This is a genomic window from Pseudoalteromonas sp. DL2-H2.2, from assembly GCF_021532535.1.
GTDB lineage: Bacteria > Pseudomonadota > Gammaproteobacteria > Enterobacterales > Alteromonadaceae > Pseudoalteromonas > Pseudoalteromonas rubra_A.
The window spans coordinates 115,054-141,117 of sequence record NZ_JAKGBD010000012.1 but is presented as its reverse complement, the minus strand read 5'-3'; the positions used below and the strand labels follow the sequence as shown (position 1 = coordinate 141,117).

The 26,064-nt window shown below is 49.8% G+C and carries 29 protein-coding genes and 5 tRNA genes; 12 read left to right on the top strand and 22 right to left on the bottom strand.

Annotation, left to right across the window (positions count from 1 at the left end; all coding sequences use genetic code 11):
- Positions 1–7 precede the first annotated feature (7 nt).
- The 6 genes from L1285_RS18590 to L1285_RS18565 all read left to right on the top strand — a co-directional run bounded on the left by L1285_RS18590 (position 8) and on the right by L1285_RS18565 (position 5,040).
- The gene (locus L1285_RS18590) at positions 8–1,732 is read left to right on the top strand and encodes an SLC13 family permease (RefSeq protein ID WP_235413669.1); all 1,725 of its coding nucleotides are present in this window, start codon (positions 8–10) and stop codon (positions 1,730–1,732) included.
- A 12-nt stretch (positions 1,733–1,744) separates the two neighbouring features.
- Positions 1,745–2,344: an adenylyl-sulfate kinase gene (gene cysC / locus L1285_RS18585; RefSeq protein WP_046003838.1), complete on the top strand. Its 600-nt coding sequence runs from the start codon at positions 1,745–1,747 to the stop codon at positions 2,342–2,344.
- 15 nt (positions 2,345–2,359) lie between these two features.
- Entirely contained in the window at positions 2,360–3,127 is a 768-nt protein-coding gene (gene cysQ, locus L1285_RS18580) for a 3'(2'),5'-bisphosphate nucleotidase CysQ (protein ID WP_046003837.1), read from the top strand.
- A gap of 63 nt (positions 3,128–3,190) precedes the next feature.
- Positions 3,191–3,556 carry a cupin domain-containing protein gene (locus L1285_RS18575; protein ID WP_235413657.1) on the top strand — a complete coding sequence of 122 codons (366 nt, stop codon included), beginning with the start codon at positions 3,191–3,193 and terminating at the stop codon, positions 3,554–3,556.
- A gap of 680 nt (positions 3,557–4,236) precedes the next feature.
- Positions 4,237–4,313: transfer RNA gene (locus L1285_RS18570), tRNA-Ile, on the top strand.
- A 151-nt stretch (positions 4,314–4,464) separates the two neighbouring features.
- On the top strand, positions 4,465–5,040 hold the full coding sequence (locus L1285_RS18565) for a hypothetical protein (protein WP_125720154.1): 576 nt from the start codon (positions 4,465–4,467) through the stop codon (positions 5,038–5,040).
- 12 nt (positions 5,041–5,052) lie between these two features.
- On the opposite strand, the gene L1285_RS18560 is transcribed toward L1285_RS18565, so the two are convergent.
- Positions 5,053–5,547: a YbaK/EbsC family protein gene (locus tag L1285_RS18560; protein ID WP_235413655.1), complete on the bottom strand. Its 495-nt coding sequence runs from the start codon at positions 5,545–5,547 to the stop codon at positions 5,053–5,055.
- 268 nt (positions 5,548–5,815) lie between these two features.
- On the opposite strand from L1285_RS18560, the gene L1285_RS18555 reads away from it, so the two are divergent.
- From L1285_RS18555 to L1285_RS18540, 4 genes are all read left to right on the top strand, one after another.
- Positions 5,816–8,311, top strand: coding sequence for an EAL domain-containing protein (locus tag L1285_RS18555; RefSeq protein WP_235413653.1), 2,496 nt, complete (start codon positions 5,816–5,818; stop codon positions 8,309–8,311).
- A 43-nt stretch (positions 8,312–8,354) separates the two neighbouring features.
- A complete protein-coding gene (locus L1285_RS18550) occupies positions 8,355–8,789 on the top strand; it encodes a transcriptional repressor (protein ID WP_046004977.1) in 435 nt (144 codons plus the stop codon).
- A 72-nt stretch (positions 8,790–8,861) separates the two neighbouring features.
- The gene (locus L1285_RS18545; protein ID WP_235413652.1) at positions 8,862–9,329 is read left to right on the top strand and encodes a chemotaxis protein CheX; all 468 of its coding nucleotides are present in this window, start codon (positions 8,862–8,864) and stop codon (positions 9,327–9,329) included.
- Positions 9,326–9,757, top strand: coding sequence for a secondary thiamine-phosphate synthase enzyme YjbQ (locus L1285_RS18540; RefSeq protein WP_046004975.1), 432 nt, complete (start codon positions 9,326–9,328; stop codon positions 9,755–9,757). Before L1285_RS18545 ends, L1285_RS18540 begins: the two co-directional genes overlap by 4 nt.
- A gap of 7 nt (positions 9,758–9,764) precedes the next feature.
- Here the strand turns inward: L1285_RS18540 and alr are convergent, their stop codons facing one another.
- The 19 genes from alr to orn all read right to left on the bottom strand — a co-directional run bounded on the left by alr (position 9,765) and on the right by orn (position 21,551).
- On the bottom strand, positions 9,765–10,853 hold the full coding sequence (alr, locus tag L1285_RS18535) for an alanine racemase (protein WP_235413650.1): 1,089 nt from the start codon (positions 10,851–10,853) through the stop codon (positions 9,765–9,767).
- Between the two features lie 48 nt (positions 10,854–10,901).
- Positions 10,902–12,281 carry a replicative DNA helicase gene (dnaB, locus tag L1285_RS18530; protein ID WP_046004973.1) on the bottom strand — a complete coding sequence of 460 codons (1,380 nt, stop codon included), beginning with the start codon at positions 12,279–12,281 and terminating at the stop codon, positions 10,902–10,904.
- Between the two features lie 119 nt (positions 12,282–12,400).
- Positions 12,401–13,342, bottom strand: coding sequence for a DUF4097 family beta strand repeat-containing protein (locus tag L1285_RS18525; RefSeq protein ID WP_235413648.1), 942 nt, complete (start codon positions 13,340–13,342; stop codon positions 12,401–12,403).
- 9 nt (positions 13,343–13,351) lie between these two features.
- The gene (locus L1285_RS18520; protein ID WP_235413647.1) at positions 13,352–13,837 is read right to left on the bottom strand and encodes a hypothetical protein; all 486 of its coding nucleotides are present in this window, start codon (positions 13,835–13,837) and stop codon (positions 13,352–13,354) included.
- Positions 13,830–14,381, bottom strand: a complete 552-nt coding sequence (locus L1285_RS18515) for an RNA polymerase sigma factor (protein ID WP_046004970.1) — start codon at positions 14,379–14,381, stop codon at positions 13,830–13,832. The genes L1285_RS18520 and L1285_RS18515 overlap by 8 nt, the downstream gene beginning before the upstream one ends.
- A 154-nt stretch (positions 14,382–14,535) precedes the next feature.
- Positions 14,536–16,278 (bottom strand): DUF7305 domain-containing protein, encoded by a 1,743-nt coding sequence (locus L1285_RS18510; RefSeq protein ID WP_235413645.1) that lies wholly within the window; start codon positions 16,276–16,278, stop codon positions 14,536–14,538.
- Positions 16,279–16,282: 4 nt separating this feature from the next.
- Entirely contained in the window at positions 16,283–16,798 is a 516-nt protein-coding gene (locus L1285_RS18505; protein WP_235413643.1) for a PilW family protein, read from the bottom strand.
- Between the two features lie 5 nt (positions 16,799–16,803).
- Positions 16,804–17,199: a type IV pilus modification PilV family protein gene (locus L1285_RS18500; RefSeq protein WP_235413642.1), complete on the bottom strand. Its 396-nt coding sequence runs from the start codon at positions 17,197–17,199 to the stop codon at positions 16,804–16,806.
- Complete coding sequence (locus L1285_RS18495; protein WP_235413641.1) at positions 17,190–17,651, bottom strand: pilus assembly FimT family protein; 462 nt, start codon at positions 17,649–17,651, stop codon at positions 17,190–17,192. The genes L1285_RS18500 and L1285_RS18495 overlap by 10 nt, the downstream gene beginning before the upstream one ends.
- A complete protein-coding gene (locus tag L1285_RS18490; RefSeq protein WP_328285055.1) occupies positions 17,638–18,057 on the bottom strand; it encodes a type IV pilin protein in 420 nt (139 codons plus the stop codon). The genes L1285_RS18495 and L1285_RS18490 overlap by 14 nt, the downstream gene beginning before the upstream one ends.
- Positions 18,058–18,468: 411 nt before the next feature.
- A complete protein-coding gene (gene rplI / locus L1285_RS18485; RefSeq protein WP_010386264.1) occupies positions 18,469–18,921 on the bottom strand; it encodes a 50S ribosomal protein L9 in 453 nt (150 codons plus the stop codon).
- Positions 18,922–18,956: 35 nt separating this feature from the next.
- Positions 18,957–19,184 carry a 30S ribosomal protein S18 gene (gene rpsR, locus L1285_RS18480; RefSeq protein ID WP_002962753.1) on the bottom strand — a complete coding sequence of 76 codons (228 nt, stop codon included), beginning with the start codon at positions 19,182–19,184 and terminating at the stop codon, positions 18,957–18,959.
- Positions 19,185–19,196: 12 nt separating this feature from the next.
- On the bottom strand, positions 19,197–19,526 hold the full coding sequence (gene priB, locus L1285_RS18475; protein WP_125720176.1) for a primosomal replication protein N: 330 nt from the start codon (positions 19,524–19,526) through the stop codon (positions 19,197–19,199).
- A 30-nt stretch (positions 19,527–19,556) separates the two neighbouring features.
- Positions 19,557–19,898, bottom strand: a complete 342-nt coding sequence (gene rpsF, locus L1285_RS18470; RefSeq protein WP_010386261.1) for a 30S ribosomal protein S6 — start codon at positions 19,896–19,898, stop codon at positions 19,557–19,559.
- Between the two features lie 220 nt (positions 19,899–20,118).
- Positions 20,119–20,194 (bottom strand) — tRNA-Gly (locus L1285_RS18465).
- 208 nt (positions 20,195–20,402) lie between these two features.
- A tRNA-Gly gene (locus L1285_RS18460) sits at positions 20,403–20,478 on the bottom strand.
- A gap of 128 nt (positions 20,479–20,606) precedes the next feature.
- Positions 20,607–20,682 (bottom strand) — tRNA-Gly (locus tag L1285_RS18455).
- 70 nt (positions 20,683–20,752) lie between these two features.
- Positions 20,753–20,828 (bottom strand) — tRNA-Gly (locus L1285_RS18450).
- Positions 20,829–21,005: 177 nt separating this feature from the next.
- Positions 21,006–21,551, bottom strand: a complete 546-nt coding sequence (gene orn, locus L1285_RS18445; protein WP_046004965.1) for an oligoribonuclease — start codon at positions 21,549–21,551, stop codon at positions 21,006–21,008.
- 173 nt (positions 21,552–21,724) lie between these two features.
- On the opposite strand from orn, the gene rsgA reads away from it, so the two are divergent.
- Both rsgA and asd read left to right on the top strand, forming a co-directional pair.
- On the top strand, positions 21,725–22,777 hold the full coding sequence (gene rsgA / locus L1285_RS18440) for a small ribosomal subunit biogenesis GTPase RsgA (protein ID WP_046004964.1): 1,053 nt from the start codon (positions 21,725–21,727) through the stop codon (positions 22,775–22,777).
- 34 nt (positions 22,778–22,811) lie between these two features.
- Complete coding sequence (gene asd, locus L1285_RS18435; protein ID WP_235413640.1) at positions 22,812–23,678, top strand: archaetidylserine decarboxylase; 867 nt, start codon at positions 22,812–22,814, stop codon at positions 23,676–23,678.
- A gap of 58 nt (positions 23,679–23,736) precedes the next feature.
- Here asd and L1285_RS18430 read toward each other — a convergent pair whose 3' ends face one another.
- Together L1285_RS18430 and thiE are read right to left on the bottom strand one after the other, a co-directional pair.
- A complete protein-coding gene (locus L1285_RS18430; protein WP_235413639.1) occupies positions 23,737–24,489 on the bottom strand; it encodes a HesA/MoeB/ThiF family protein in 753 nt (250 codons plus the stop codon).
- A complete protein-coding gene (gene thiE / locus L1285_RS18425; protein WP_235413638.1) occupies positions 24,486–26,006 on the bottom strand; it encodes a thiamine phosphate synthase in 1,521 nt (506 codons plus the stop codon). Before thiE ends, L1285_RS18430 begins: the two co-directional genes overlap by 4 nt.
- Between the last annotated feature and the right edge of the window lie 58 nt (positions 26,007–26,064).

The window sequence follows — 26,064 nt, the reverse complement described above, 5'->3', positions numbered from 1 at the left end:
ATCTATGCTGCTAGAGCAGATCATCTTAACAGGCATCATGCTCGTGCTGGTCGCGTGTCTTTTTGGCACGCGGCTTAATCCGGCCTGGTTATTCGTTGGCGCTATCAGCAGCGCCTATCTGGCCGGATTGATCGACCTTGAAACCATGCTGGTCAATTATGCAAACCCATCCTTGATCACCCTGGTTTTACTGGTTCTGGTGTCTATCGCCATCGAAAAAACCACTCTGGTGCAATACCTTGCCCGCTCGCTGGCCAATGGTTCGCTGGCGCGCTCGGTTATGAAGCTGGGGTTATCCACGGCCTTTTTGTCGTCTTTTACCAACAATACCGCCGTGGTGGCGTCTTTGATCAGTACCATTAAAGAAAGCAAAACCCACTCGCCTTCTAAGTTATTACTGCCGCTGTCGTACACGGCGATTCTGGGCGGTACTCTGACCCTGATCGGCACCTCGACCAATTTAATCGTCAATGGCTTTGCGATTGAGGCTGGTATGGCACCGCTGGGCTTTTTTGATTTTACCCTGGTTGGTATTGGCGCACTGAGTGTGGGCCTGATCACCATTATCCTATTACTGAAGTTTTTGCCGGACCATGGCCGTAAAGAAGAAGAGGTTGTGCCTTTTTATCTGGAAGGGAAAGTCACAGCGGGCTCTAAACTGATTGGCCGTACGGTTGAAGAAAATGGCCTGCGCGATCTGCGTGATTTATTCCTGGCAGAAATCATTCGCGGCGAGCGCCGCATTTGCGCCGTGACCCCGCAACAGGAAATCCAGCAGGGTGATGTGCTGTTGTTTGTTGGCGACATCAAGTCGGTGCCCTTATTGCGCCGCTTCGACGGCCTGCAGGTGGTACACGACAAACACGAAAAAGACGCCGAACACCTGGTGGAAGTGGTGATCAGTCAGTCTTCCAAGTTTTTGGGCAAAACACTCAAAGAGATCCGCTTTCGCGAACAGTTTCATGCCGCGGTGATTGCCATTCGCAGAGGTCACGACCGGCTGCCCGGGGGCCTGGGTCAGGTCAAACTACAAGCTGGAGATTCTTTAATCCTCGCCCCTGGCGGAGATTTTTACCAGTTGCCCGACCTGAAACGCGAATTTGTTTATATCTCTGGCCTGGACTTGCAAACCCATTTAACGCAGCCACAATCGAATAAAGTAATGGCTGCCTTTGTTGCCGTGATCGGCCTGGGTATCTTCGATGTTGTACCTTTAGTCAAAGGCCTGATGGTTTTATTACTTGGACTGGTGCTGTTTGGCTCTATCAAGGTCAGTGAAATGAAGCGTCGTTTTCCCATAGAGCTACTCGCCATCGTGGGCAGTGCCATTGGCTTAGCTAAGCTGATGATAGACACAGGGTTAGCTGGACAGATTTCTGATGCGCTGTTTTATGTGCTGGGTGATTTTGGCCCGTACGGTGCCTTTATCGCCATTTTTGTGATGACAGTGGTGTTCACAGAATTGATCACCAACAATGCAGCCGCCGCACTATCTTTCCCTGTTGCATACGCTCTGGCGATAGGTTTTGATGTAAACCCGCTACCCTTTGTGATGGCAGTCGCCTTTGGCGCATCGGCCAGCTTTATTTCACCTTTTGGCTATCAGACTAATCTGATGGTATACAGTGCAGGCAATTACCGGATCAAAGACTATGTGACCGTGGGCCTGCCGCTTTCAATTATTTACTCGATCACTGTGCTGACGCTGATCCCCTTGGTTTTCCCGTTTTAGTGGATAGAAATTATGGATACGAATATTGTTTGGCATAACTATGCCGTGAATAAAACACATCGCAGCGAACAAAAGGGCCATCGTCCGGTTATTCTGTGGTTTACCGGCTATTCTGGCTCGGGCAAAAGCACCGTGGCCAATGCACTGGAAAGTGCCCTGCAACAGCTCGGCGCACACACATACCTGCTCGATGGCGACAACGTACGTCATGGGCTGTGTAAAGATCTCGGATTCAGCGATGCAGATCGGGTTGAGAACATCCGCCGTGTGGGTGAGCTGAGCAAACTCATGGTCGATGCGGGCCTTATCGTACTGACCGCCTTTATCTCCCCGTTCCAGGCCGAACGCGATATGGTTCGCAACCTGGTTGAAGACGCCGAGTTTATTGAGGTTTATCTGGATACACCGCTGGAAGTGTGTGAACAGCGGGACCCGAAAGGCCTGTATAAAAAGGCCCGCGCTGGTGAGATCAAACACTTTACCGGCATAGACTCAGACTATGAACCACCGCAAAACCCAGAGATCCGTATTAATACCGGTGAAAATAGTCTGGACCAATCGGTGCAACAGCTGGTAGCGTATCTACAACAGCGCGAGATAATTCATCTGTAGTACCAAGGAAATACCATGAACGACACCGACTTACTCGAGGAAATTGTCAACCTGGCCCGACGCGCCGGAGACAAGATCCTCACCATTTATGCCAAAGACTTTAACGTTGAATATAAAGACGATAAAAGCCCGGTCACCGACGCCGACTTAGCCGCCAATGAGGTGATCACGGCAGGCCTGCAAACGCTGACTCCGGATTTGCCTATTCTCAGTGAGGAAAGTGCCGAGATCAGCTGGCAGGAACGCCAAACCTGGCAGCGCTACTGGCTGGTTGACCCCATCGACGGCACCAAAGAGTTTATTAAGAAAAACGGTGAGTTCACGGTCAACATAGCTCTGATTGAAAACGGTGAGCCGGTGATGGGCGTGGTCCATGCGCCCGCGCTGAATGTCAGTTACTTCGCCGCCAACAGCATTGGCGCTTTCAAAGAATGTGGCGAGGCCCGTATTGAACTGAAAGTCACTCGTAAAGACAATCAGGGCACCATCCAAGTGGTAGGCTCACGCTCACACCCTTCACCTGACTTGGCTGACTATCTCAAACAATTTGATGATGTGAACATGGTGCCAAAAGGCAGTTCACTGAAACTGTGTCTGGTAGCGGAAAGTGCTGCCGATGTGTATCCGCGCCTGGGCCCAACCAGCGAGTGGGACACCGGCGCCGGACATGCCGTGGCGAAAATCGCCGGTGCAACCGTCACTCAGCTGGACGGCAGTCCGCTGCTGTACAACCAAAAAGAGTCTTATCTGAACCCCTACTTTGTGGTCTCACGACTCAACTGATCCTTGAGCCTTATCCGGTCGGATAAGGCTTCTCTCTTATGTCCGTCACCATAAGGAAATGTTATGTCACACGCACCCATTAATTTTGCCGAAAAACTGGCGCTATTTTCTGAACACTGGAGCCCAAAAGTCATTGCTGAAATGAACGACTATCAGTTCAAACTGGTAAAACTTCAGGGGGAATTTGTCTGGCACGATCACCCCGATACCGACGAAGTGTTTATTGTGCTATCCGGAGAGATGCACATTGCCTTTCGGGAGCGCACAGCGCATCTGAAAGCTGGTGACATGCTGGTTGTGCCCAAAGGCGCAGAGCACAAACCTTATGCCGAGCAAGAATGTCAGGTGCTCATTATCGAACCCAAAGGGGTCGTCAACACCGGAGATGCCGACAGCGCGCTCACCGCACAAAACGATGTCTGGATCTAACTCCCAGATGTAAGGCGAACGAACCTAATAAAGAAACAGGCTAGCGCACTAGTTTGGCTTTTTATTAAGCAATTGAATCAGATATGTGCGACTTTTTCCTCTTTTGCTAGTGACAAGCCTGTTAAAAATTTTTATACTGCCAGCGCTTTTTAGGTCTCTGCTAAAAAGCTCACAAAAAATGGCCCTATAGCTCAGTTGGGCGAAACAAGATCGAAGCACCGCTTCGCGGCTTGTTGAGGTGGAGGCAGGACGCCGACAGGACCTCGCTTCATGGATGAATTTATCGAGCACTACAATTTGAAAATGGCCCTATAGCTCAGTTGGGCGAAACAAGACCGAAGCACCGCTTCGCAGCTTGTTGAGGTGGAGGCAGGACGCCGACAGGACCTCGCTTCATGGATGAATTTATCGAGTACTACAATTTGAAAATGGCCCTATAGCTCAGTTGGGCGAAACAAGATCGAAGCACCGCTTCGCAGCTTGTTGAGGTGGAGGCAGGACGCCGACAGGACCTCGCTTCATGGATGAATTTATCGAGCACTACAATTTGAAAATGGCCCTATAGCTCAGTTGGGCGAAACAAGACCGAAGCACCGCTTCGCAGCTTGTTGAGGTGGAGGCAGGACGCCGACAGGACCTCGCTTCATGGATGAATTTATCGAGCACTACAATTTGAAAATGGCCCTATAGCTCAGTTGGTTAGAGCACCCGACTCATAATCGGTAGGTCCCTGGTTCAAGTCCAGGTGGGGCCACCATTTTCTTCATTCCAAATACGTTTCATTTCCCCAGCTCTATCACTAAACAACTGGCTTATTGTCAAATCGAATACTCCAGAAAGAAAAAACCATAGCGCCCTGACCCGGTTCCAAGTATCCTAATACCCCTGCATATCAAAGGATTTATATCATGCCTAATCAAATGTTTACCGATGTCGAACTGCGTATTATGTCAATTCATGTAAAATCGATGGGGCTGGTCGACAAGCTACTCAGTGAAAGTAAGTTTGAGATCAAAGTATTCAGTGCGGTCAGTGATGGCGTAGCGGATCATGCATTTAATATGGAGCTAAACGTGATGCCGGTCAGCGAGGGCGGCACCATTAGTTTTGGTCCTGCGGGTTACACCATTTATCGTAACCGCGCCGGACAGATCCCGCGTTTTCTTGATGCCCATATTGCCGTACTGGAAGATGACAGTGATATTCGCAGCACGGCCAAATTAATGGCCCAGGTTCGAAAAACCACGGCGTTTGGTGAGCTGACCCGCACTGTGGCAGCCGCCGCAGCGAACCCGCTTTATGCGGTGGGTATGAATGTGGCCGAGAGCCTGATGGATATTTCCATCGATGTGTTAAAAGAGAACAAAGATGATCTGTGGCTACGACGCTTTTTCAGCTTTAATTACAATATCGAAGGCTATGAGGGCGTTGCCGAATTTGAGTCTGACGAAGTAAAGATCACACTGCAATTGTTTACCGGCTAACGCCGCACGCTATCAAGCTTTCACTGCTACCACCTCTCCCTGGGTCAGGGCAACCAGCTTATCTGCGGGTAGTGAAAATACAGCATGTGGTGTGCCAGCAGCAGCCCATAAGACCTCGTACTGCAGCAGATCTTCATCAATATAAGTGACAGGCTGGGTAAGGTGTCCGATAGGAGGAATACCGCCAATGGCAAATCCGGTCACTTCCCGGGTAAACTCAGCGTCGGCTTTTACCAGCTTTTCTCCCAGATATTTGGCCACCTTCTTTTCTTTCACCCGATTGCTGCCACTGACCAATAACAACACAGGCTTACCGCTTTCTTTGCCTTTAAATATCAGTGATTTTACAATTTGTCCGAGTTCACACCCAATGGTGTTTGCCGACTCCTCCGCCGTGCGCGTACTGCCGGGCAATTCCAGTACGGTAAATTCACACCCTGCAGACGTTATAGCATCCTGAACCCGCTGAGCACTTTTGCTCAAGTTCTTTGTATCTTGGCTGGTCATATTCACTCCTTTAGTTATTTTTTCCAACCACTTCACCTTAACCAATAAACCGCACGTCGGCCAAATAGATCAGCTTTAGCGCTATTGAAAATCTTTCATCCACTTGGCTCAGATCGAAAAAGCATTATAAAAATGAGGATCCTGGTAGCAAATTGCCCATTTCAACTACACTTAATGTCAGGACAGTGGCGATAGCTGTGCCGTGAGCCAGGCACGTCAGAATGCAAATTATACTCGTCACAACAAATTCACTAAGTGAGACGTTCAGGTGACAAAACTGTACTCCATAGATCTCAAGTTCTGGTTAACGCTCGGTGCCTTTGTATTTGCAGCATTATTGGCCGCAGGGTTAATGCAGCTGCATCATCACACACAGAAAGAGAGCCTGCTGTCACTTAGCGAGGCCACCATCAGAAAAGATTTATCAATCCTAAACTTAACATTGCATCACCATTTTGCGGAAGATGAATACACAGAAGTACAACGTACCCTAAGCGCGTTTTCTCAAGATCAGGGTTACAAATACTTGGCACTGCTCAATACTCAAAACGACATTTTATATAGTAGTGGTTCAATTCAGCCACCACCATCCAGCAAAACGAATCTTAGGCAAGGCGAAGTCTTAGAGCTAAATGCGCAGACCCCGGCTGATTTCAGTATTCACTATACAAAAGAACAGTATCTATTCAGAGCTTACGTTAGATACAAAAAAGACGTAGAGACACAACACACAAATACGTTACCTGCAATTATCTATGCTGAGTATTCTATCGAGCCACACGCAACACGGCTGCTCCATTATAACCACATTAAAATCGCAGCCATTTTGGCTGTTGCACCAATGCTCACAGTCATGGTGTTGTATTTTACACGGCTCTTTATTCACCGCCCGGTTACGCAACTAATGCTGCTCAGTGAGCATGTCAGCCGCTTTGATTTTAGTGATAAGCTAGAAACAAAAGGAACAGGTGAATTTAAACGTCTTGCCGACAATTTAAACAACATGGCACGTAGCCTGCAAAATGGCTGGAAACAAACGCAGCAGGCCGAAGCACAGGCTAAACGTAAACATGAAATACTCGAGGGTATCTTTGCTGCGCTACCGGACTTGTTCTTCGTGGTTGACAGGGAAGGGACGATTTTGGAGTATCACTGCGGTCAAAAAAGTGACCTATTTGTCGCAGATAACGAGTTCATGGGACGAACCATGCAGGATGTGCTTCCAAGCCAGACAGCGCGTTCATTTCACCGTGCCATACATGCCATTGACAAGCCTGGTCAGCTTACTCAAATTGAATATGCACTACCATTCGACGATGGCAATCGACATTTTGAAGCCCGACTGAGTGCACTGCCAGGTTCTGATTATCTCGTCGTCGCAATAAGAAATATTACAGATAAAAAGCGCCAGGAAGAGATCATTCTTCACCATGCCTTTTACGACACATTGACAGACTTGCCTAATCGCTTTTTGGTGCTCGATCGTCTCCAGCAACTGATCCATGATGCCAGACGAGACAAGGCACTGGTTGGTGTTGGCTTTATTGACCTGGACGACTTTAAAAAAGTCAATGACTCGATGGGGCATGAAGTCGGTGATAAAGTCCTGATCCACTCAGCGCAGCGACTCAAATCGGCACTGCGAGAAAAAGACACTGTGGCTCGCTTAGGTGGCGATGAGTTCATCATTTTGCTGGGGGATCTGAAAACCAGCGCTGATATCCACCCTATTGCAGCCAAGCTGGTTAAACTCTTTCATGCCCCATTTGACATTGACGGTCGCGCTTTTAATATTTCGCTGAGTCTGGGGATCGCGATTTTCCCTCAAGATGCCGACACCCCTAATGACCTGCTGCGTAAAGCAGATTCAGCCATGTATAACGCAAAGCAACAAGGTCGCAATACCTATTGCTTGTTTACTGAAAGCATGAGTAATACGCTGCAGCGACGGCTGATGCTTGAAGAAAGCATGCAAGGCGCGCTGGAACGTGGGGAGTTTGAAGTCTACTATCAGCCTCAGCTTGACCTGCAAGCACGTAAAGTCGTCGGCGCTGAGGCATTGTTACGCTGGCACAGTGAAACCCTGGGACCAATCTCACCCGCTGAGTTTATTCCATTGGCTGAGCAAACTGGCTTTATTATTGATTTGGGTAAATTTGTTCTAAATTCTGCCGCCAGTACGTTACAGCAGATACATACGCAGTTTAATACGTCATTGCGTCTGGCGGTCAACTTATCACCCCGCCAGTTTAACGATCCGGAACTGCTCAGCCATGTGGAACACCTGATAGCCCACTGTGCCTTGCAACCCGGCACCCTGGAACTGGAAATCACAGAAGGCTTACTGTTAAGCGGTGACAGTACCATTAAGGCAACCCTTAATACCCTTCAAAAGATGGGGGTTTTGATCTCAATGGATGATTTTGGTACTGGCTATTCTTCATTGAACTACCTGCGCCAGTATCCGTTTGACGTACTGAAAATAGATCAAAGCTTCATTGCGGATATGCATACCGGTAGTGAGTCGGCTTATCTGGTCAAAAACATCATCACCATGGCACACGGCATGGGGCTCAAAGTGATCGCCGAAGGCATAGAAGACCACGAACAGCTCAATCGACTGGTGGAGTTTAACTGTAATATCGGACAGGGTTACCTGATAGGCCAGCCTATGCCTCAAGCCGCATTTCAGGATTGGCTTGAACACAACTTTTCTCGTGCGGAGAATATAATGAATAAATCCCTGTCGATACAAGACTATTAAAAAGAATATGTTAGTATTGCATGGCAGTGTAAGGATTTAGAACATGAATATAGAACAACTGGTAAGTAAAGCTAAGCAAGTTTGTGACAACCGGGGTGCCCGTTTTACCCCAATCCGAGAGAAAGTATTTCGCTTACTCGCTGCCAAACAAGGTGGTGTAGGCGCCTATGATCTGTTAGAAGAGCTCAAACTGACTGAGTCCAGCGCAAAGCCTGCAACCGTGTACCGCGCACTGGATTTTCTCTCAGAGCTCGGGTTTATTCATAAGATTGAAAGCACAAATGCATTTATGCTGTGCCATCACTTCGACTGTATTCACCCTGTGCAACTTTTGATCTGTGACTCCTGTGGTCACGTACAAGAGCTACATTCCAATGCCATTTCACATGAACTGAATAACCTGGCTGCCGAGCATGGCTTTCTTGTTAAAGCGCAAACGATTGAAGCACACGGGCGGTGTGGAAAATGCAATGAGTAGTGCAGCATAGTAAAAAGCCCACTACACTTAAACCAGCGTCCGTTACAACGTAGGAACCTAGGGAAGAATAATATGAATGTAGAATTCATCAACCCTTTTTTATCATCACTGATGAATGTACTGGCCACCATGGCACAAACCGAATTAACGCCAGGCAAGCCAAAGGTTAAGAAAGATGAGGTGGCATGTGGTGATGTGTCCGGGTTGATTGGCATGGTCGGCCCGCAGACCAAAGGCTCCTTTTCTATCAGCTTTGATGAAGGCCTGGCACTGACCATTATGGAAAGAATGCTGGGTGAACGCCCAGACAAAATCAATGAAGAAGTCACTGACATGGTTGGTGAAATTACTAACATGGTCACAGGTGGTGCTAAAAACTTGCTGGGCGAAAAAGGCTATGAGTTTGATATGGCTACACCCATAGTGGTCTCTGGCCCAGGCCATACAATCACTCATAAGTGTGACGGCCCCAAAATCATCATGCCCTTCACGTCAGCCGACGGGAACGCCAACATAGAGGTGAGCTTCGACAAGCTATGAGCTGGCATCAAACACATATCACACTCAGGCCGCGTCAACGCGGCTTTCATTTGATTGATGATGAGGTACTGACTCAGCTGCCTCAGCTGAGTTACTACAAAGTGGGTTTGCTACATTTATTTATTCAGCATACTTCGGCCAGCCTCACCCTCAATGAAAACGCCGATCCAACCGTACGTATGGATATGGAAAGTCACTTTAATCACTTTGTGCCGGAGCGGCAAAGTTATTATCGGCATGACTATGAAGGTGACGACGACATGCCGGCCCATATCAAATCCAGCACACTGGGCTGTGAAGTCACCATCCCGGTCAGTCAGGGCCGCCTGCAATTAGGAACCTGGCAGGGGATCTACCTTGGCGAACACAGAGACCATGCGGGAAGTCGCTCTATCGTTGCAACCTTGCATGGTCAATTGTTGGAGTGAACCGCGACTAGTCCGATAGCGCAAGGTACTCGTAACTGACTCTGGGTGTCACGTTACAAAGTAATTCATAGGGAATGGTGCCTGCACAGGCAGCCACCTCTTCCACGGGTAGCGCAGGTCCCCACATCTCAACCTGATCGCCCACTGCAATCCCATCCGGATTAGTGCCTATGTCAACCGTGATCATATCCATAGACACAGCCCCGACAATGCCATAGCGTTTATCTCTGATCACCACTGGAGTGCCATTGCGTGCATTACGCGGGTAACCATCTCCATAGCCCATGGCCACAACTGCAAGTTGCGTTTTCTGCTGGCTCTGCCAGCGCCCGCCATACCCCACTTTCTCGCCTGCTGCGATTGTTTTGATGGCGATGACCCGAGTCGTCAGCCGCATTACCGGCTTCAGACCATGCTCAGGACCCACCTGGTTGAGCATAGGCGAGACACCGTACATCATCAAACCTGGGCGGATCCAGTCGCCATGAGACTGCGGCCAACCAAGCACACCTGCCGAATTGGCCAGGCACCTGGCTTCGGGTTTATCCGCTACCAGCCGCTCAAACGTCTCCATTTGCTGGCGTGTTTGGGGGCTGTTAGTATCATCGGCACAGGAAAAATGGGTCATCAGCTTAATTTTAGAGTCGACATTGTCACAGCCTTTAAGGCGCTGATAAAAAGCCTCGAACTGTTCTGGCTCAATCCCCAGTCTGTGCATGCCTGTATCAACCTTTAGCCACACAGACAAACGAGCATCAAGCTGACTGGTTTCGATGGCCCGCAGCTGGTTTTCATCGTGAATGATGGTTTCAAAGTTGTTGGCGATGAGAATCGGTAAGTCTGCGCGGTCAAAAAAACCTTCGAGCAACACGATGGGCTTAGTGAGGCCACCGGCGCGCAGTGCCAGCGCTTCATCAATGCGAGCAACCGCAAAGGCGTCTGCATCATTAAGGTGCTGCGCAATCTTGACCAGACCATGACCATAGGCATTGGCCTTGAGCACGGCCATTACCCGGGCACCAGGTGCCAGTGCCTTGATCCGTTTTAAATTATAACTTAATGCCGCGAGGTTAATTTCGGCGGTTGCCAGGCGCATACTTACTCCTAATTCAGGCTGCCGAGTCAGTCACAAAGGACGAATACCTTAGTATTCGTCATCCACAGCAGGACCGGCATAATTGTCGAACCGAGAGAATTGCCCCTGGAAGGTTAACCTAACCTTACCAATCGGACCATTACGCTGTTTACCGATAATAATTTCAGCAACGCCTTTATCCGGGCTGTCGTCGTTATACACTTCATCCCGGTAGATAAACATGATTAAGTCGGCATCCTGCTCGATAGACCCCGATTCACGTAAGTCCGAGTTAACCGGGCGCTTGTCTGCCCGTTGTTCCAGTGTACGGTTTAGCTGCGACAGGGCTATCACCGGACACTGCAGCTCTTTTGCCAGCGCCTTAAGTGAACGAGATATCTCGGCGATCTCTAAGGTCCGGTTGTCCGATAAACTGGGCACTCTCATCAGCTGCAAATAATCCACCATGATCATGCTGATCCCGCCGTGATCCCGCGCAATCCGCCGCGCTCTTGAGCGCACATCGGTCGGTGTCAGACCTGAGGCATCATCGATGTACATTTGGCCCTTTTCCATCAGCAGGCCCATGGTTGAAGACAAACGCGCCCAATCGTCATCATCCAATTGACCGGTCCGTACTTTGGTCTGGTTGATCCGGCCCAGTGAGGCCAGCATCCTCATCATGATCTGCTCCGAGGGCATCTCCAGTGAGTAGATAAGCACCGGCTTGTCTTGTGTCATCGCCGCATGCTCGGCCAGGTTCATCGCAAAGGTGGTTTTACCCATCGACGGACGTGCCGCGACGATGATTAGATCTGACGGTTGCAGGCCTGCGGTCATTTGGTCAAGGTCGGAATAGCCCGTGCTCACCCCGGTCACCCCGTCCTGCGGCGACTGGTAAAGCTCTTCGATTTTATCGACGGTTTTTTCGAGAATACTGTGAATGCTTTGCGGACCTTCGGTGCTCTTGGTGCGCTGCTCAGCGATTTTGAACACCTTACTTTCCGCCAGATCCAGTAATTCGTGACTGTCGCGTCCTTCCGGGTTAAAACCCGCCTCGGCAATTTCATTGGCAACCGTGATCATCTCACGGACCACCGCACGTTCGCGGACAATGCTGGCATAAGCGTCTATGTTCGCCGCACTGGGGGTATTTTTCGCAATCTCAGCCAGATAAGCAAAGCCACCTACGGTGTCCAGCTGGTTGTTCTTCTCCAGATTTTCCGAAATAGTGATAAGGTCAATCGGCTGACTGGCCTCGACCAGTTTGGTCATTGCCTCAAATATCAGCTTATGAGTGCGGGTATAAAAATCCTGCGCGACGACCAGCTCTGCCACTCTGTCAAACGCCTGGTTATCAAGCATGAGTCCGCCAAGCACAGACTGCTCAGCCTCGATGGAATGGGGGGGAACTTTCAGGGTATCGACTTGTTGATCAGGTTTCGCCATATCACTACAAACACTAAGGGACGGACCTGTTATTGTATACGCAATTGGGGTGGAAATGAATCTTGATTATGCGCTGAATACCTTCACCGGGGCGCGCATATGCAGCGCCCCGACCCGCATCACAGTTTCTTTAAAGTGACGCGTCCGCTGACGGTGTCTATCTCTACATCCACATCCCCGTCTTTGATGACAAATTCCAGCTCCCGGGATGGGCCATATTTGGCTTTTTTCTCTTTGTCTGCTGACAGTTCATTGATGATCCGCCCGCCGGCATGAGCGTCAATGTCAAAGCGTGCGGACAGCTCAGCCGGGAAGTAAAAGTCAACGTCGCCACTGACGGACTCAAAGCGGACGTTTGCCCCTTTCTCCAGGGCTCTGAGACGTACGCTGATCTCGCCATTGACGGTACTCATACGTAAATCTTTCAGACTGGCAATATCAAAATCGACTTCGCCATTGACGTTTTCAACCCGAATATCGTTGGCCTGCGTCATGCTCTCAATGCCGCCATTGACGGCGTTAAAGCGCAGCTTACCGCTGGACGCCATGTCTTCAATATCACCATTGACCGTTTCATAGCGAATATTGCCTGATAACTCTTTGCCTTCAATGTCGCCGTTCACGGTTTCCAGTTCAACTTTACCACTGAGCTGGTTCGCTTCAATGTCTCCATTGACTGTGGTTACTGCCACCCCAGCAGCGAAATCACTGACATTCACATCGACACTTACGCCTTCAAAGTCGAGCTCACTTTGCTTAGGCATGTAGATAGTCAGCCTTGAGCCTTCTCGTTGGTTGTTCCAGCTCTTGGTGCGGCGTGGCATTTTGACAATAAACTCGGTCACACTGCCCTGCGTTTCAAGCGTATACCCTTCGGCCAGCTCATCGAGCTCCCCGCTGACCTTAAAGCTTGGCTTATCCCATGATTTAATGGTGACCTTGCCTCGCTGGTTTTCGATGACCACTTTGCCATCCAGTGGCACCTCGATCTGCTCATCAATTGTGTCACCTGCCAGGGCAAACAGCGGCAGCGCGGCCAGTCCTACTATGATTGCTTTCATGCTTTTCTCCTAAATCTGTTGCCACTGGGGCTGATGTACCTTAGTGATTAAATCTAACTGCTGCTGGTAAACCTGTGCCAGCATTTTGAGCAGAGCGGCATTGTCCGGATCCTTCATCAGTGCCAGTTTAATGGCCTGCTCTGCTTCTTCTAATTCCTGTAATGGTCCCTGCCAGTCTTTGGTCAGCGCGGGTTGTGCTTCGTATTTGACCAGCAGCGTCTGTTTTTCCTGCTCAAAAAAAGCGCTCATATGTGCCATTGTGTCTTGTTTAGGCTGGGTCATAATCACCTGCCAGCTCAGTAATCCAGCCGACACACAGGCAGCGACGCCCGCCAGCTTTATCCAGGGACTGCGAATACGCGACGCCGAGTCTGGCATATTGATGGCGTTCTCAATGCCCTGCCATAAGTCTCTTTGCGGCTCGGGTAATTGATCCTGCTCTTGTTGTCGCGGCAGCTGTTGTTTCAGAAACTGCTCGAATGTTGGTTTACTCATTGTCATACCACTCCTGTAACAATTTCCTGGCTCGGTGAAACTGTGACTTACTTGAGCCCACCGCCATATTCAACATACCCGCTACTTCTTCATGGCGATACCCTTCTACCGCATGCAGGACAAACACCAGACGTGCACGCTCTGGTAAACGTAAGATCAGCTTATCGAGTCCATTGAGTGACTGACATTGCATTATCTCGGCTTGCTCCATGCCACTGTCCTCAAGGCTCACGACTTTTTGCAGCCAGTTTTTTTGCTTACGTAAATAGCTGATCGCCACATTGGATGTCACACTATGAAGCCAGGTCGTAAACTTTGACTGCCCCTGAAACTGAGCAATTTTATGCCAAAGCTGAACAAACACTTCCTGCGTCGCGTCTTCCGCATGGGCCTGATCGGCAAGCAAACGTAAACACAATCCAAAGACCCTGCGATAACACTGCTGATAGAGCTGCTCAAAGGCTGCCTGCTCGCCTTGCTGGGCGCGCTGCACTAACCGCTCAATCGTATCTGGGTTAAATGCCTCTTTGGCATTGATTATCATAGAGTATTCCCTCGTTGCCGAGCCATCATCGTGACATATCAGGTGCCATAAAGAAAGTAACCCGATAATGTGATGTTTGCAGGATAAGACGCGAGGGAAATAGCGAAAGGTTTAAACGGGCAGGAAAATTTTTTCTCAGTGGCAGACAGACGCGTTACTCTTCCTCATCATCGGGGACTTGGTAGTCCTCGCCGGACTCAAAACGCCAGCCCATAAACTCCAGTTTCGCAGGTGTGGTGACGCCGCCATTGCCAAGGTTAAAGTTTTTCAGCGCCTCATCAAAATGCACGCCGCTGCCACCCGTAGCATCTATGGTTGCGCCACGAATGGTGCCATAAAACTGACCACTGCCGCGCATAGCGATACTGGTCACCGGCGCGTACACAACCGCATACATTGAACTGGCGCCCCGCATTGTGACGCCATTTTGGCCCGAGTAGGAGGAGAAAATACTCAGGCTGGGGAAACCGCTGTCAGTCAGCCCTTCTCGCTCTGTGACAACCACCGCACTGGCACCGAAATCCACTTTACCGGTGACAAAAATTGCCAGACTGCTGCCTGCTTTAATGGTAATACTGGTGTGGCCCGTCATCTTCAGATCTCCGTCAACCAGCCAGATCACATCGCCGCCTTCTATGGTAATGGTACCATCACTGGTCAACTTCATGTTTTTCATGCCAAACACATACTCGCTGCTGCCACTCCCCTGACCATGATTTTGCGTCAGATGCTGGAACAAGTAGATGTCTGCGGGACTGGATGACCAGGTGCTGCTGCCGCCCCGAATGTAACGCCCTTCAGCTGGCGTAAACACATAGTCGGTCTGCGCCCCTACACTAAAGTCCGCATAGCTGTTATTGCTGTCGATCACTGACGGCATATTCAGCGGTAATGCCAGTGGGTCGCACTCTTTATTGGGGTCATTGGGGTCATAATCCGGTGAGCTCGGGTCGTATACCCGCACCGCTTCAACCTCGGGGTTCACATTGAAGCGATCGGCTGAATAATGCAGTCCATCCTGAACATGACTGCTCTGGAAACTCCCGCTGCCGCCATACATAATGTCGAGATCGGCCCGATTCTGATTTAGAATTTCGGCGCCCCACTTCATGGTGACATCGCCGTTTGCACGTAATATCCCCGTGATCTGTCCGCCATTGTGCTTCACAAACCCCTGTGTGAGGACATCGCCCTCAACTCGCACACCACTGCCGGCAGAAATATCAATCCCGGTATTGGATTGCACTGTCCCAACGACGGGCGAGGAGCCCTTCAGATAGAGTACTCCAGATGCTTTCACATCGCCCATAATGGGAGAATGACCATTTAGCACCACATCGGCATCGCCAATCACCGTATTGACATCGCCGTTGCTGGTGCGGGTCTCTTCGTAACTGCCCTGGGTAGAATCATAACTATCGACCAGGCCACTGCCTGCCAGATTCACCCCTTTACATCCGGTGACCGCATTTTGGAATACAGAGCTGCGCTCGGGAGGCGTATATTTAAAGTAAGAGATCATGCGCGCCTGGGCCTGATCATCATACCGCTGTCCCAGGCTGGCAATCGCTACTTCATCACCGTTGACTGATAGCTGAGCGTCAAAGCTCGTGCCATCCAGTTCACCGCTGCCCAGACCCGCCCCAATCTGCTGCACCGCCTGCTCCAGTGTCAGGTTTGGGTTATTGGTAAGTGCCGCCTTAAGTGCCTGACCGCGCTCAATCACGCCCTTTTCCGCCAGTAATCGCGCATTCAGGTCTTTTTGGTAGTTACCACTGAGGCGCTCCTGCACCAGGGTATCTTTGAATGCAGCAAACACCACCACACTGGCCACTGAACTCAGTAGCATAACTTTAATCAGGGTAAATCCACGTTGTCGTATGCTCTGCATCTTCATAGTGTCACCAATTGGCCGTCGCAAGCACTTGCTGGCTCGCAGCCACGTCTATCTGGATCCCCGCAGCATACTGTGCAGGCACGCCTACGGGCGTCACGGTAATGGACGTGATCAGGCCATCGACCGAAAAGCTCAGTCCATTGACCCCTCGTAATAAGCGCTGGGCAGGTAAGTTATCTGAGCTGACATCACATAATAAGTAGCCATCTAGCAACGAAAAGGTTTCGGTGTAATCCACCATCGGCACGCTGCCATCGCAGGCCGGTGTATTGGCAACCTGGCTGACTTCTAATGCCTCACCGCTGCGCATAACCTGAGGTGTAGACGCTGTTTGCTTAATGCTACGGGTCATCAGTTGGCTGGTATAGCGGATCACTTCCTGCGCTTGTGCCAGCTCCTGGTTTATCGCAATGGTGCTACGAATGGTCGAATAGGCCACCGCAATACCGCCAAGCATGAACAGGCCAATCGACAGTGCAATCAGCAGCTCCAGCAGGGTAAATCCACGACCATTCATCATACGATTCATAAGCAGGCATTCACAAAGCTGGCATGAAGCGAGATTTGGTCCACGCCGGTGTCTGTCATGCGCTCGTCGTGCCAGCTCACGGTCAGGCTCATGTCCAGGCTAAAAGTGTTGGGCAGCGTCAGCGTAAAGCGTGGATCATTGGGGTATAACCAGGCTGCGGTCGGATTAAGACCGGGATTCAGGCTGGTATTCACACTCTGATAGTGACAGATATCAGGCCAGATGCGCTCAATCGCGTTCTGCCCGTGGATCAGCGCTATGGTGTAGCTAAAGCTGTTTTGCGCAAACTGCATGGCCTTGATCTGCGCTGCTGCAAGCCCGAGCAGGGCTATGGCTGCGATGACCATAGACACCATAACTTCCAGCAATGAAAACCCTGTAACTACGCGCAATTGTCTGTCGCCTTACCCAACCAACTTTGCCCACTGTGTAAAATACACAAACGCACGTCATCCGTTGCCGCATCGTTATCTGAGATCAATATGTTACTGAACGCATTCAGCTCACCGCTTGAGCGCAGCGTTCTGTCGACCAGGTTAACCGCAACCTGGTTATGGTCCACCGTGAAACGCTTTAGCGTAACTTCCTGACCTTGCTCAACCACTTTCATGACCCAGTCATTGTTCTCCAGCGCCAGCTTAACCGGCACTTCGCGTTTGACCGCTTCACTGCGCGCAAAACGATAAAAACTACTCAGCTGGTTCGCGGTGGTATTCACCCGGTCCTGTTTAATCTGGCCTATCAAAGAAGGGGCCGCCACCATAGCTAAAATGGCGATGATGGCCAATACAACCAGCAGTTCAATCAGCGTTACGCCACGCTGTATATGCTTACCAACAGTCATTTAAGTTACCTCCCTGATTGCCAAGGTGGTCCAGGGTTAGCACCCCACACACGTCTCTGCTTTGACTGCCGTTGAGCACAGGTGTCGCTCTTAAAATATAGCCCATATTGCGAAAATCACCGTTCGCACCTTGTGGCTTGTTACGCGCTTCGTAGCTGAATGTGTAGTATTCTGAGGCGGGCAGACCCTGAAACGTCTCATCATTGGGATAGCCACCATTGCGGGAATAAATACGCTCCAACGTGGCGCTGGTTTGCAGCATTAAATGCTGTGCATCCAGGCGTCTGCTTTCGCGCACATACTCACCATAGTTTGGCAATGCCACACTGGCCAGAATAGCGACGATCGCAATGGCGATCAGCAGCTCAATTAAAGTGAATCCACGCATGTTGGAGGTTTTTAGCATATTGGGTTTCCCACCTAAATGATAACGCTGTCATTAATCTCTAATAAGACTGTATGACATTTAACCAATAAAAAAAAGTGCCTGTAATAAAAACAGTTGACTAAACTATCACAGAATATAATTAGCTAAAACAGGAACGCGCTTACACGAGATAACAGCCAGGCGAATTGACCTAAAATGACCATGAGGTCAGACCATTAAATATCAGCGTCATTTGTTCCCGTAATGACTATAAGCCGTTTACGAGCGCCGTTGTTTTGATTTGGATTAATTTTCCGACTTGTGTTGTAAATCTTCCATGATGATCCCGATAATCATCAGATCCACACACTGAAAATTGGAGTTGTTATTGTCTTTCAGAGATTGGGAATACAACCGCGCACAGATGCGCGCGGTTGGTGCTTAATAAAATTAAGCTTCAGCGATCACGATTACTTTGATAGCTGTTGTCACGTCAGTGTGAAGTTGGATAGTTACGTCGAACTCACCTGTCTCACGGATAGTACCGGTAGGCAGACGAACTTCTGACTTAGCAACTTCCAGACCTACTGCTGTGATAGCGTCGGCGATATCGCGAGTACCGATAGAACCGAATAGCTTACCTTCGTCACCCGCTTTAGAAACCAGAGTCACTTCAGCAAGTGCTTCTAGTTTTTCAGCGCGCGCTTGTGCAGCAGTTAGCTCTTCAGCGATTTTCGCTTCAAGCTCAGCACGACGTGCTTCGAAAGTTTCGATGTTAGCTTTAGTTGCAGGAACTGCCTTGCCCTTAGGGAAAAGGAAGTTACGTGCGAAACCAGATTTAACAGAAACCTGGTCACCTAGGCCACCTAGGTTTGCGATCTTGTCTAGTAGAATAACTTGCATGTCTCTACACCTTTTAAAAACTGTTAATCAGCTGCTTACTTGTGTAAGTCAGTGTACGGAAGAAGGGCTAGGTAGCGAGCACGCTTGATAGCAGTTGCTAGCTGACGCTGATATTTAGCGCTAGTACCTGTGATACGGCTAGGTACGATTTTGCCACTTTCTGTTACGTAGTTTCTAAGAGTAGCCAGATCTTTGTAATCGATTTGTTGTACGCCTTCCGCTTTGAAACGGCAGAACTTACGACGTCTGAAATAACGTGCCATGAGTAAATTTCCTCAATTAATTCTTTCAATATGTTGTGCATGTAATACAAGTTGACTCAAGCCACTGCGGCTCTCGTGTCGGTTTAAAAAACCGCGTACCTGTAAGGTCTGCCCAACGCATAAATGCTCTAGTTGAGTCCGGAACTGCTGTCCGCTGGCAACCACCTGAATACGTACATAACTGTTACGATTTAGGTCGGCTTCTATCTGCATCGACTTATGTTCTAAAACAAAAATACAATGCGCGATGCCCGCGGGGCTTTGACTGTACTTAGGTGGCTTACAGACCGTGCCGGATAATACCAGCTGGTTTGTATACAGTTCAGACTGAGTGCTCACCAAACTACCAGGTCAATTCCGAATCAATAACGATTAAGCAGTTGCTGCTTCTTTTTTCTCTTCTTTAGCAAGAGGAGACGCTTCAGTTACAGCGTTCTTAGTACGCATAACCAGGTTACGAAGCACTGCATCGTTGTAGCGGAAAGAAGTTTCAAGCTCGCTGATTACTTCAGTAGGTGCTTCAACGTTCAACAGAACATAGTGTGCTTTGTGAAGCTTTTCGATTGGGTAAGCCAGTTGACGACGACCCCAGTCTTCTAGACGGTGGATTTTACCGCCAGCTTCTGTGATGGCACCAGTATAACGCTCGATCATACCAGGTACTTGCTCACTTTGGTCTGGGTGAACCATGAATACGATTTCGTAATGACGCATGGATATTCCTTACGGTTAATATAGCCTTGTCCCGTTTCGGCCAGTCGGGGTAAGGCAAGGAACTAAAGTTAGTTAGGCCGAAAGAGCGCGTATTTTACGTGTCGAACTAAAAATAAGCAATCAGTTTATCGATGAAAATTGGTGGAATAAGATTTAAAGTTGAGCAAATAGGTCAGAGTGAGAAAATATGTATATTATGTATATAAAGAGAGGGGAAAGTTGGAGCGGCACACGAGGTTCGAACTCGTGACCTCGACCTTGGCAAGGTCGCGCTCTACCAGCTGAGCTAGTGCCGCATTTTGATGTAGCTCTTAGATTCCCGCTGTGCGCAACCATGAGGTCGCGTCTAACGTTTTAGCAGCTGAGCTAGTGCCGCATTTTGATGTAGCTCTTAGATTCCCGCTGTGCGCAACCTTGAGGTCGCGTCTAACGTTTTAGCAGCTGAGCTCGTGCTGCTTCATAATAAGCACTCTTTTTTAGTCAGTCGAGTAAACTGATGTAGATTGGAGCGGCACACGAGGTTCGAACTCGTGACCTCGACCTTGGCAAGGTCGCGCTCTACCAGCTGAGCTAGTGCCGCATCACAGTGTAGCTCTTAATTTCCCGCTGGGCGCAACCTTGAGGTCGCGTCTAACGTTTTAGCAGCTGAGCTAGTGCCGCATCACAATGAGTACTCTTTTTTAGTCAGTCGAGTAAACTGATGTAGATTGGAGCGGCACACGAGGTTCGAACTCGTGACCTCGACCTTGGCAAGGTCGCGCTCTACCAGCTGAGCTAGTGCCGCATCACAGGGTATGGAAATATAATCCAATACAAACTCGTTATTTAGTCAGTCGAGTAAACTGATTGTAGATTGGAGCGGCACACGAGGTTCGAACTCGTGACCTCGACCTTGGCAAGGTCGCGCTCTACCAGCTGAGCTAGTGCCGCATCACAATGTAGCTCTTAGTTTCCCGCTGGGCGCAACCTTGAGGTCGCGTCTAACGTTTTAGCAGCTGAGCTAGTGCTGCTTTATAAATACCCCAGAGACAAATAAGCTTTGCCGTCTTGAGCGGGGCAGGATTCTACAAGATAGAAAAAGCATTGCAAGTACTTTTTCTAAATTTTTTAAAGATTGAAGAATTTTTGCTGGTAAACCTTCAACTCCATAATGGAGTCTTTGATGTCGTCCAGAGCCAGGTGAGAGCTCTTTTTGTGGATCCCATTTAACAGCTCAGGCTTCCAACGACGTGCCAGCTCTTTAATCGTGCTGACGTCCAGGTTGCGGTAGTGGAAATATTCTTCCAGCTCAGGCATGTATTTGTTGAGGAAGCGACGATCCTGACCAATCGAATTACCACACATCGGCGATTTGCCCGGCGGTACCCATTGTTTCAGAAAATCTAATGTTTGTTTGATTGCATCAGATTCAGAGTGAGTGCTGGCCTTACAACGCGCAGTCAGACCGGAACGGCCGTGCTGGTTTGTACACCACTCATCCATATTATCAAGTAAATCATCACTTTGATGAATAGCAATTACAGGTCCCTCGGCCAGTACATTCAGATCACAGTCGGTGATCACAGTGGCAATTTCGAGGATCCTATCTGTTTTAGGTTCCAGACCCGTCATTTCTAAGTCGAGCCAGATCAGGTTTGATTCATGAAAAGACATACACTACCTAACGGTACTTTCCTTTAGATCCAATGCAATTAGATATATCATATTAGCTTCATCACTCGACCAAAAGCTTTTTTTTACAAAGCGGGGCAATTTATTGAGTTATAGTCCATGATTGGCCTGTATACCACTCGATAGCAATAAATCGTGTCGCGAGTTTATAAGATATGGCAAAACGCAAAAAACTCAGTAAGGGCCAGTCCAGACGGATCAGTGCCAACCATCAAAAACGCTTGCATAAAGCGAAACAACAATCCGACACTCAGGTGACTTGGCAAACCGATAACCTGGGCCCCACAGAACCCGCTGTGGTGATCAGTCGCTTTGGCCAGCATGCCGATGTCGAGTGCGAAAATGGCGACGTCCTGCGCTGTAATATTCGCCGTACTGTGACCAGTATCGTATGTGGCGACGACGTGATTTTTCGTCGCGCCAAAGTCAGCGAAGGCGATCTGGCAGGCGTGATAGAAGCCGTCGAGCCTCGCCGCTCTCAGCTCACCCGTCCGGATTTTTACGACGGCGTAAAAGTGGTGGCAGCCAATATTGACCAAATTTTAATGGTGTCCGCTGTAGTGCCTGAATTCACCCCACAGATCATTGACCGCTACCTGGTCGCCTGTGAGGACATGGGCATTGAGCCTATTCTGTTGCTCAACAAAATCGATCTGCTCGACGACGAAGGCCTCGACTATGTCGATGAGGTGCTGGATATCTATCGTGAGCTAGGTTACCGCGTCCTGCTGGTGAGTAACAAAACAGGTCAAGGGATTGATGAGCTCAAAGCCCTGCTGACAGACAAGAACAACATCTTTGTTGGCCAATCCGGTGTGGGCAAATCCACGTTAGTGAACACCGTCCTGCCCGATGCCGCCATTCTGACTCAGGAAGTCTCTGAGAACAGTGGCCTGGGTCAGCACACCACCACAGTTTCTAAACTGCATCACCTGCCCAGTGGCGGTAACCTGATAGACAGTCCGGGGATCCGTGAGTTCGGTCTGTGGCACCTGGAAGTTGAGCGGGTAACCTGGTGTTTTAAAGAGTTCCGTGAGTTTATCGGCGGCTGTCGTTTTCGTGATTGCAAGCATCTTAACGATCCGGGTTGTTTGATCCTGGAAGCAGTTGATGAGGGCAAGATCAGCGAACTGCGTTTTGACAGCTATCATCGTATTCTGGAATCAATGGCGGATGGCCGTGCAGGTGCGCGCGCGCCAAGAGTTTGATACTATCTTCAAAATTTTTTCAGGAATAATAAAAGTGAACTTGGATAAACTAAAGATTGCCCTGCAATATGCTTTACCCAAACATGCCGTATCACGTTTGGTGGGAAAACTGGCCGCAGCCGAAGCGGGTGCACTGACGACCACCTTAATTAAATTGTTTATCAAACAGTACAAGATAGACATGAGTGAAGCCCTGCATGAAGATCCAGCTCACTATAAAACCTTTAATGAATTCTTTACCCGCCCGCTGAAGCCGGGGATCCGCCCACTTGCCGAAGAAGCCAGCATTGTGGCTCACCCGGTCGACGGTGCCATCAGCCAGTTAGGTGATGTGGTCGATGGTCAGGTAATTCAGGCCAAAGGCCATGATTACAGCCTGCAAACCCTACTGGGGGGCAAAGAATCGGACGTAGCACCGTACCTTGGCGGTAAGTTTGCCACTATCTATCTGGCACCCAAAGACTATCACCGTATTCATATGCCCCTTGATGGTACGCTGAAAAAGATGATTTACGTACCTGGCGATCTGTTCTCGGTAAACCCGCTGACTGCGCAAAACGTCCCTAATCTGTTTGCACGTAACGAGCGGGTTGTCGCTATCTTTGACACTGAGATAGGTCCACTGGCTATGGTACTGGTGGGCGCCACCATAGTAGCCAGCATCGAAACCATCTGGGCGGGCACGGTTACGCCACCAGCCGGTAAAGACGTCTTTAGCTGGGATTATCCCGCAGAGGGCGACAACGCCGTTAAATTGAAAAAAGGCGACGAGATGGGCCGCTTTAAGCTGGGCTCGACGGTTATTTTGGCCTGGGGAGAAGATAAAGCCGACTTCCTGGCCAACCAATTGCCAGAAACCGTTACCCGCATGGGCACCCCATTTGCGACCATCCGCGACTAAGCCGGGTAGCGCGCTCAAAAAAGCCCGCAGATGCGGGCTTTTTTAATCGTCTATCACATTAGCTACACACGCTACATGCCGTATCTCTTTCCAGCGTAAACTGCCTTTGCTGCAAGCTCAAAGCATCGACTACTATCATTTCGCTGTGTTTATCAGGCACATCAGAGATAATTAAACTGACTGCTTTCATCGCCTGCATAGAGCCGATAATGCCCAATAACGGGCTCACCACACCTGCGTTCTGACAATTCAATACCGGTTGCGCCGACGACTTTGGAAAAATGCAGTGATAACAGGGCGAGGACGCCCTGAAATCAAAGGCCATAAACTGGCCCTGAGTGCCCAGCGCGGCACCGGATATCAGCACTTTACGGTGTTGTACGCAATACTGATTGAGCAAGTAGCGCGTGGCGAAGTTATCGCTGCAATCCAGGATCCAGTCACTGTCTTGCAATATGCTGTCTATATTGCTGCTATTAAGCCTCACAGGCTGTGGGATCAGTGAGATTTGGTTATTCAGGCTCGCTAGAACCTTACCCGCGGCTTTCGCTTTTGGCTGGCCAATGTGACTGACCTTGTACATAATTTGCCTTTGCAAATTAGACAGCTCAACCGCATCATCATCACAAAAAGTCAGCTGCCCGACTCCGCTTGCCGCCAGATAAAATAGCGCTGGGCTGCCCAGACCCCCACAACCAACCACGGCCACCCGAGCTTGTTTTAGGCACAGCTGACCGGCTTCCGACACTTCGTTGAGCAGTAAATGGCGGCTGTACCTTAGCCGCTCTTTATCACTGAGCGCTGTACTCATGATTCGCCTGTGGCCCGTTTCAGGTCAATGATAGCCTGTTTATAATCCGCCGCCTCGGTGATGGCGCGCACCACGGCCACACTGCCCACTCCGGTGGCGGCAACCTGAGGAGTGCGAGTCAGGTCAATACCCCCAATTGCCACGGTGGGATAGGTTTCACGCATCAGAGGCACAAAGTGTCTGAGCTTTTCGAGCCCCTGGATCTGCCCGCTCATGTCCTTAGTGGTCGTCGGGTAAATCGCGCCAAACGCCTGGTAGCTGGGCCGATAGTTGTGGGCTCGCAGCATTTCATAAAACCCATGCGTTGAAACGCCCAAACGTAACCCCGCCTGCTGAATGGCAACCAGATTCGCCGAATCCAGATCTTCCTGACCAAGGTGCACCCCATAAGCACCGTGGCGAATGGCCAGCTCCCAGTGGTCGTTAATAAAGACCCGGCCCTGATATTTCTCACCCAGGGTGATAGCACACTGTATGTCCTCTTCCAGAGTTGCGTGATCAGCCTGTTTAATCCTGAGTTGCACCGTTTTCACGCCCTCAGCCAGACACTTTTCAACCCAGTCTACCGAGTCAACGACGGCATAAAGCCCCAGTTCTTCTCCGATGGGCGCAAACCCGGCGGCAAAGTTAAACTCTTCACTAACCGCAAATTCCAGCTCGTCACCCAGCCAGCTGCCAGGCTCTATGACCTGAGGAAAGTCCGAGATATTCTCTGGAAATCCGCAGTGTGCCAAAGGCCCCCTGCCTTCACCAAAGCGCTGCGCTAACTTCAGCCCCTGATTAATATAGGCTTTGGCCAAAATGAAGGCATCTTTAATCGGGTAGCCTTTGGCCAGGCAAGCCGCAACAGAAGAAGCAAAGCTACAGCCGGTGCCGTGGCTGTGCGGGGTTTGTATCGCCTCATTACCCAGCCAATACTCTTCACCTTCACTCCAGCAATAATCGATGCAATAACCACTGGGGTAATCCCAGTGCCCCCCTTTGATGATCACCGATTTGACGCCAAATTCACGTAGCTTACGGGCAGCGTCTCTGACGGCATCCGGGCCAATCAGATATACGCCAGTGAGCACCTGCGTCTCCTGCGTATTGGGCGTGATCACATCGACCAGAGGTAAAAGGTACTTTTTCAGCGCATCCAGGGTATCTTCTTCGGTCAGCGCATCGCCACTGGATGCAATGGCAACCGGGTCGAACACAATCACAGGGGGATTGTCCCAGCGACTCTTATACTGCGCCAGATGTTCTGCCACTAGCTGGACCTGTGTGCTGTTGGCCAGCATGCCAATCTTGATCACGGTTGCTTTTAAATCGGCTTCGAGTGCCAGCAGCTGAGATTCCAGCACTTCACTCGAGACCGCATTAATCTCTTCAACCGCCAAACTATTTTGCGCCGTCAGCGCGGTTACGGCTGTGCAGGTTTGCACACCAAAACTGTGCATTGCTTTGACATCCGCCTGAATCCCGGCACCGCCGCCCGAATCCGACCCGGCAATGGTCCATACCAGTTCAGCCACAATTACTCCTACTTACTCTGTTGAACATGGGCGCATGATTAAGTACTTTGCGCCACAA

What these genes read in the sequence shown, in the direction of transcription:
- cysC (WP_046003838.1), top strand. Translation starts at nt 1,745, where the DNA reads ATGGATACGAATATTGTTTGGCATAACTATGCCGTGAATAAAACACAT.
- cysQ (WP_046003837.1), top strand. Translation starts at nt 2,360, where the DNA reads ATGAACGACACCGACTTACTCGAGGAAATTGTCAACCTGGCCCGACGC.
- L1285_RS18575 (WP_235413657.1), top strand. Translation starts at nt 3,191, where the DNA reads ATGTCACACGCACCCATTAATTTTGCCGAAAAACTGGCGCTATTTTCT.
- L1285_RS18565 (WP_125720154.1), top strand. Translation starts at nt 4,465, where the DNA reads ATGCCTAATCAAATGTTTACCGATGTCGAACTGCGTATTATGTCAATT.
- L1285_RS18560 (WP_235413655.1), bottom strand. Translation starts at nt 5,547, where the DNA reads ATGACCAGCCAAGATACAAAGAACTTGAGCAAAAGTGCTCAGCGGGTT.
- L1285_RS18550 (WP_046004977.1), top strand. Translation starts at nt 8,355, where the DNA reads ATGAATATAGAACAACTGGTAAGTAAAGCTAAGCAAGTTTGTGACAAC.
- L1285_RS18545 (WP_235413652.1), top strand. Translation starts at nt 8,862, where the DNA reads ATGAATGTAGAATTCATCAACCCTTTTTTATCATCACTGATGAATGTA.
- L1285_RS18540 (WP_046004975.1), top strand. Translation starts at nt 9,326, where the DNA reads ATGAGCTGGCATCAAACACATATCACACTCAGGCCGCGTCAACGCGGC.
- alr (WP_235413650.1), bottom strand. Translation starts at nt 10,853, where the DNA reads ATGCGCCTGGCAACCGCCGAAATTAACCTCGCGGCATTAAGTTATAAT.
- dnaB (WP_046004973.1), bottom strand. Translation starts at nt 12,281, where the DNA reads ATGGCGAAACCTGATCAACAAGTCGATACCCTGAAAGTTCCCCCCCAT.
- L1285_RS18525 (WP_235413648.1), bottom strand. Translation starts at nt 13,342, where the DNA reads ATGAAAGCAATCATAGTAGGACTGGCCGCGCTGCCGCTGTTTGCCCTG.
- L1285_RS18520 (WP_235413647.1), bottom strand. Translation starts at nt 13,837, where the DNA reads ATGAGTAAACCAACATTCGAGCAGTTTCTGAAACAACAGCTGCCGCGA.
- L1285_RS18515 (WP_046004970.1), bottom strand. Translation starts at nt 14,381, where the DNA reads ATGATAATCAATGCCAAAGAGGCATTTAACCCAGATACGATTGAGCGG.
- L1285_RS18510 (WP_235413645.1), bottom strand. Translation starts at nt 16,278, where the DNA reads ATGAAGATGCAGAGCATACGACAACGTGGATTTACCCTGATTAAAGTT.
- L1285_RS18505 (WP_235413643.1), bottom strand. Translation starts at nt 16,798, where the DNA reads ATGATGAATGGTCGTGGATTTACCCTGCTGGAGCTGCTGATTGCACTG.
- L1285_RS18495 (WP_235413641.1), bottom strand. Translation starts at nt 17,651, where the DNA reads ATGACTGTTGGTAAGCATATACAGCGTGGCGTAACGCTGATTGAACTG.
- L1285_RS18490 (WP_328285055.1), bottom strand. Translation starts at nt 18,057, where the DNA reads ATGCTAAAAACCTCCAACATGCGTGGATTCACTTTAATTGAGCTGCTG.
- rplI (WP_010386264.1), bottom strand. Translation starts at nt 18,921, where the DNA reads ATGCAAGTTATTCTACTAGACAAGATCGCAAACCTAGGTGGCCTAGGT.
- rpsR (WP_002962753.1), bottom strand. Translation starts at nt 19,184, where the DNA reads ATGGCACGTTATTTCAGACGTCGTAAGTTCTGCCGTTTCAAAGCGGAA.
- rpsF (WP_010386261.1), bottom strand. Translation starts at nt 19,898, where the DNA reads ATGCGTCATTACGAAATCGTATTCATGGTTCACCCAGACCAAAGTGAG.
- orn (WP_046004965.1), bottom strand. Translation starts at nt 21,551, where the DNA reads ATGTCTTTTCATGAATCAAACCTGATCTGGCTCGACTTAGAAATGACG.
- rsgA (WP_046004964.1), top strand. Translation starts at nt 21,725, where the DNA reads ATGGCAAAACGCAAAAAACTCAGTAAGGGCCAGTCCAGACGGATCAGT.
- L1285_RS18430 (WP_235413639.1), bottom strand. Translation starts at nt 24,489, where the DNA reads ATGAGTACAGCGCTCAGTGATAAAGAGCGGCTAAGGTACAGCCGCCAT.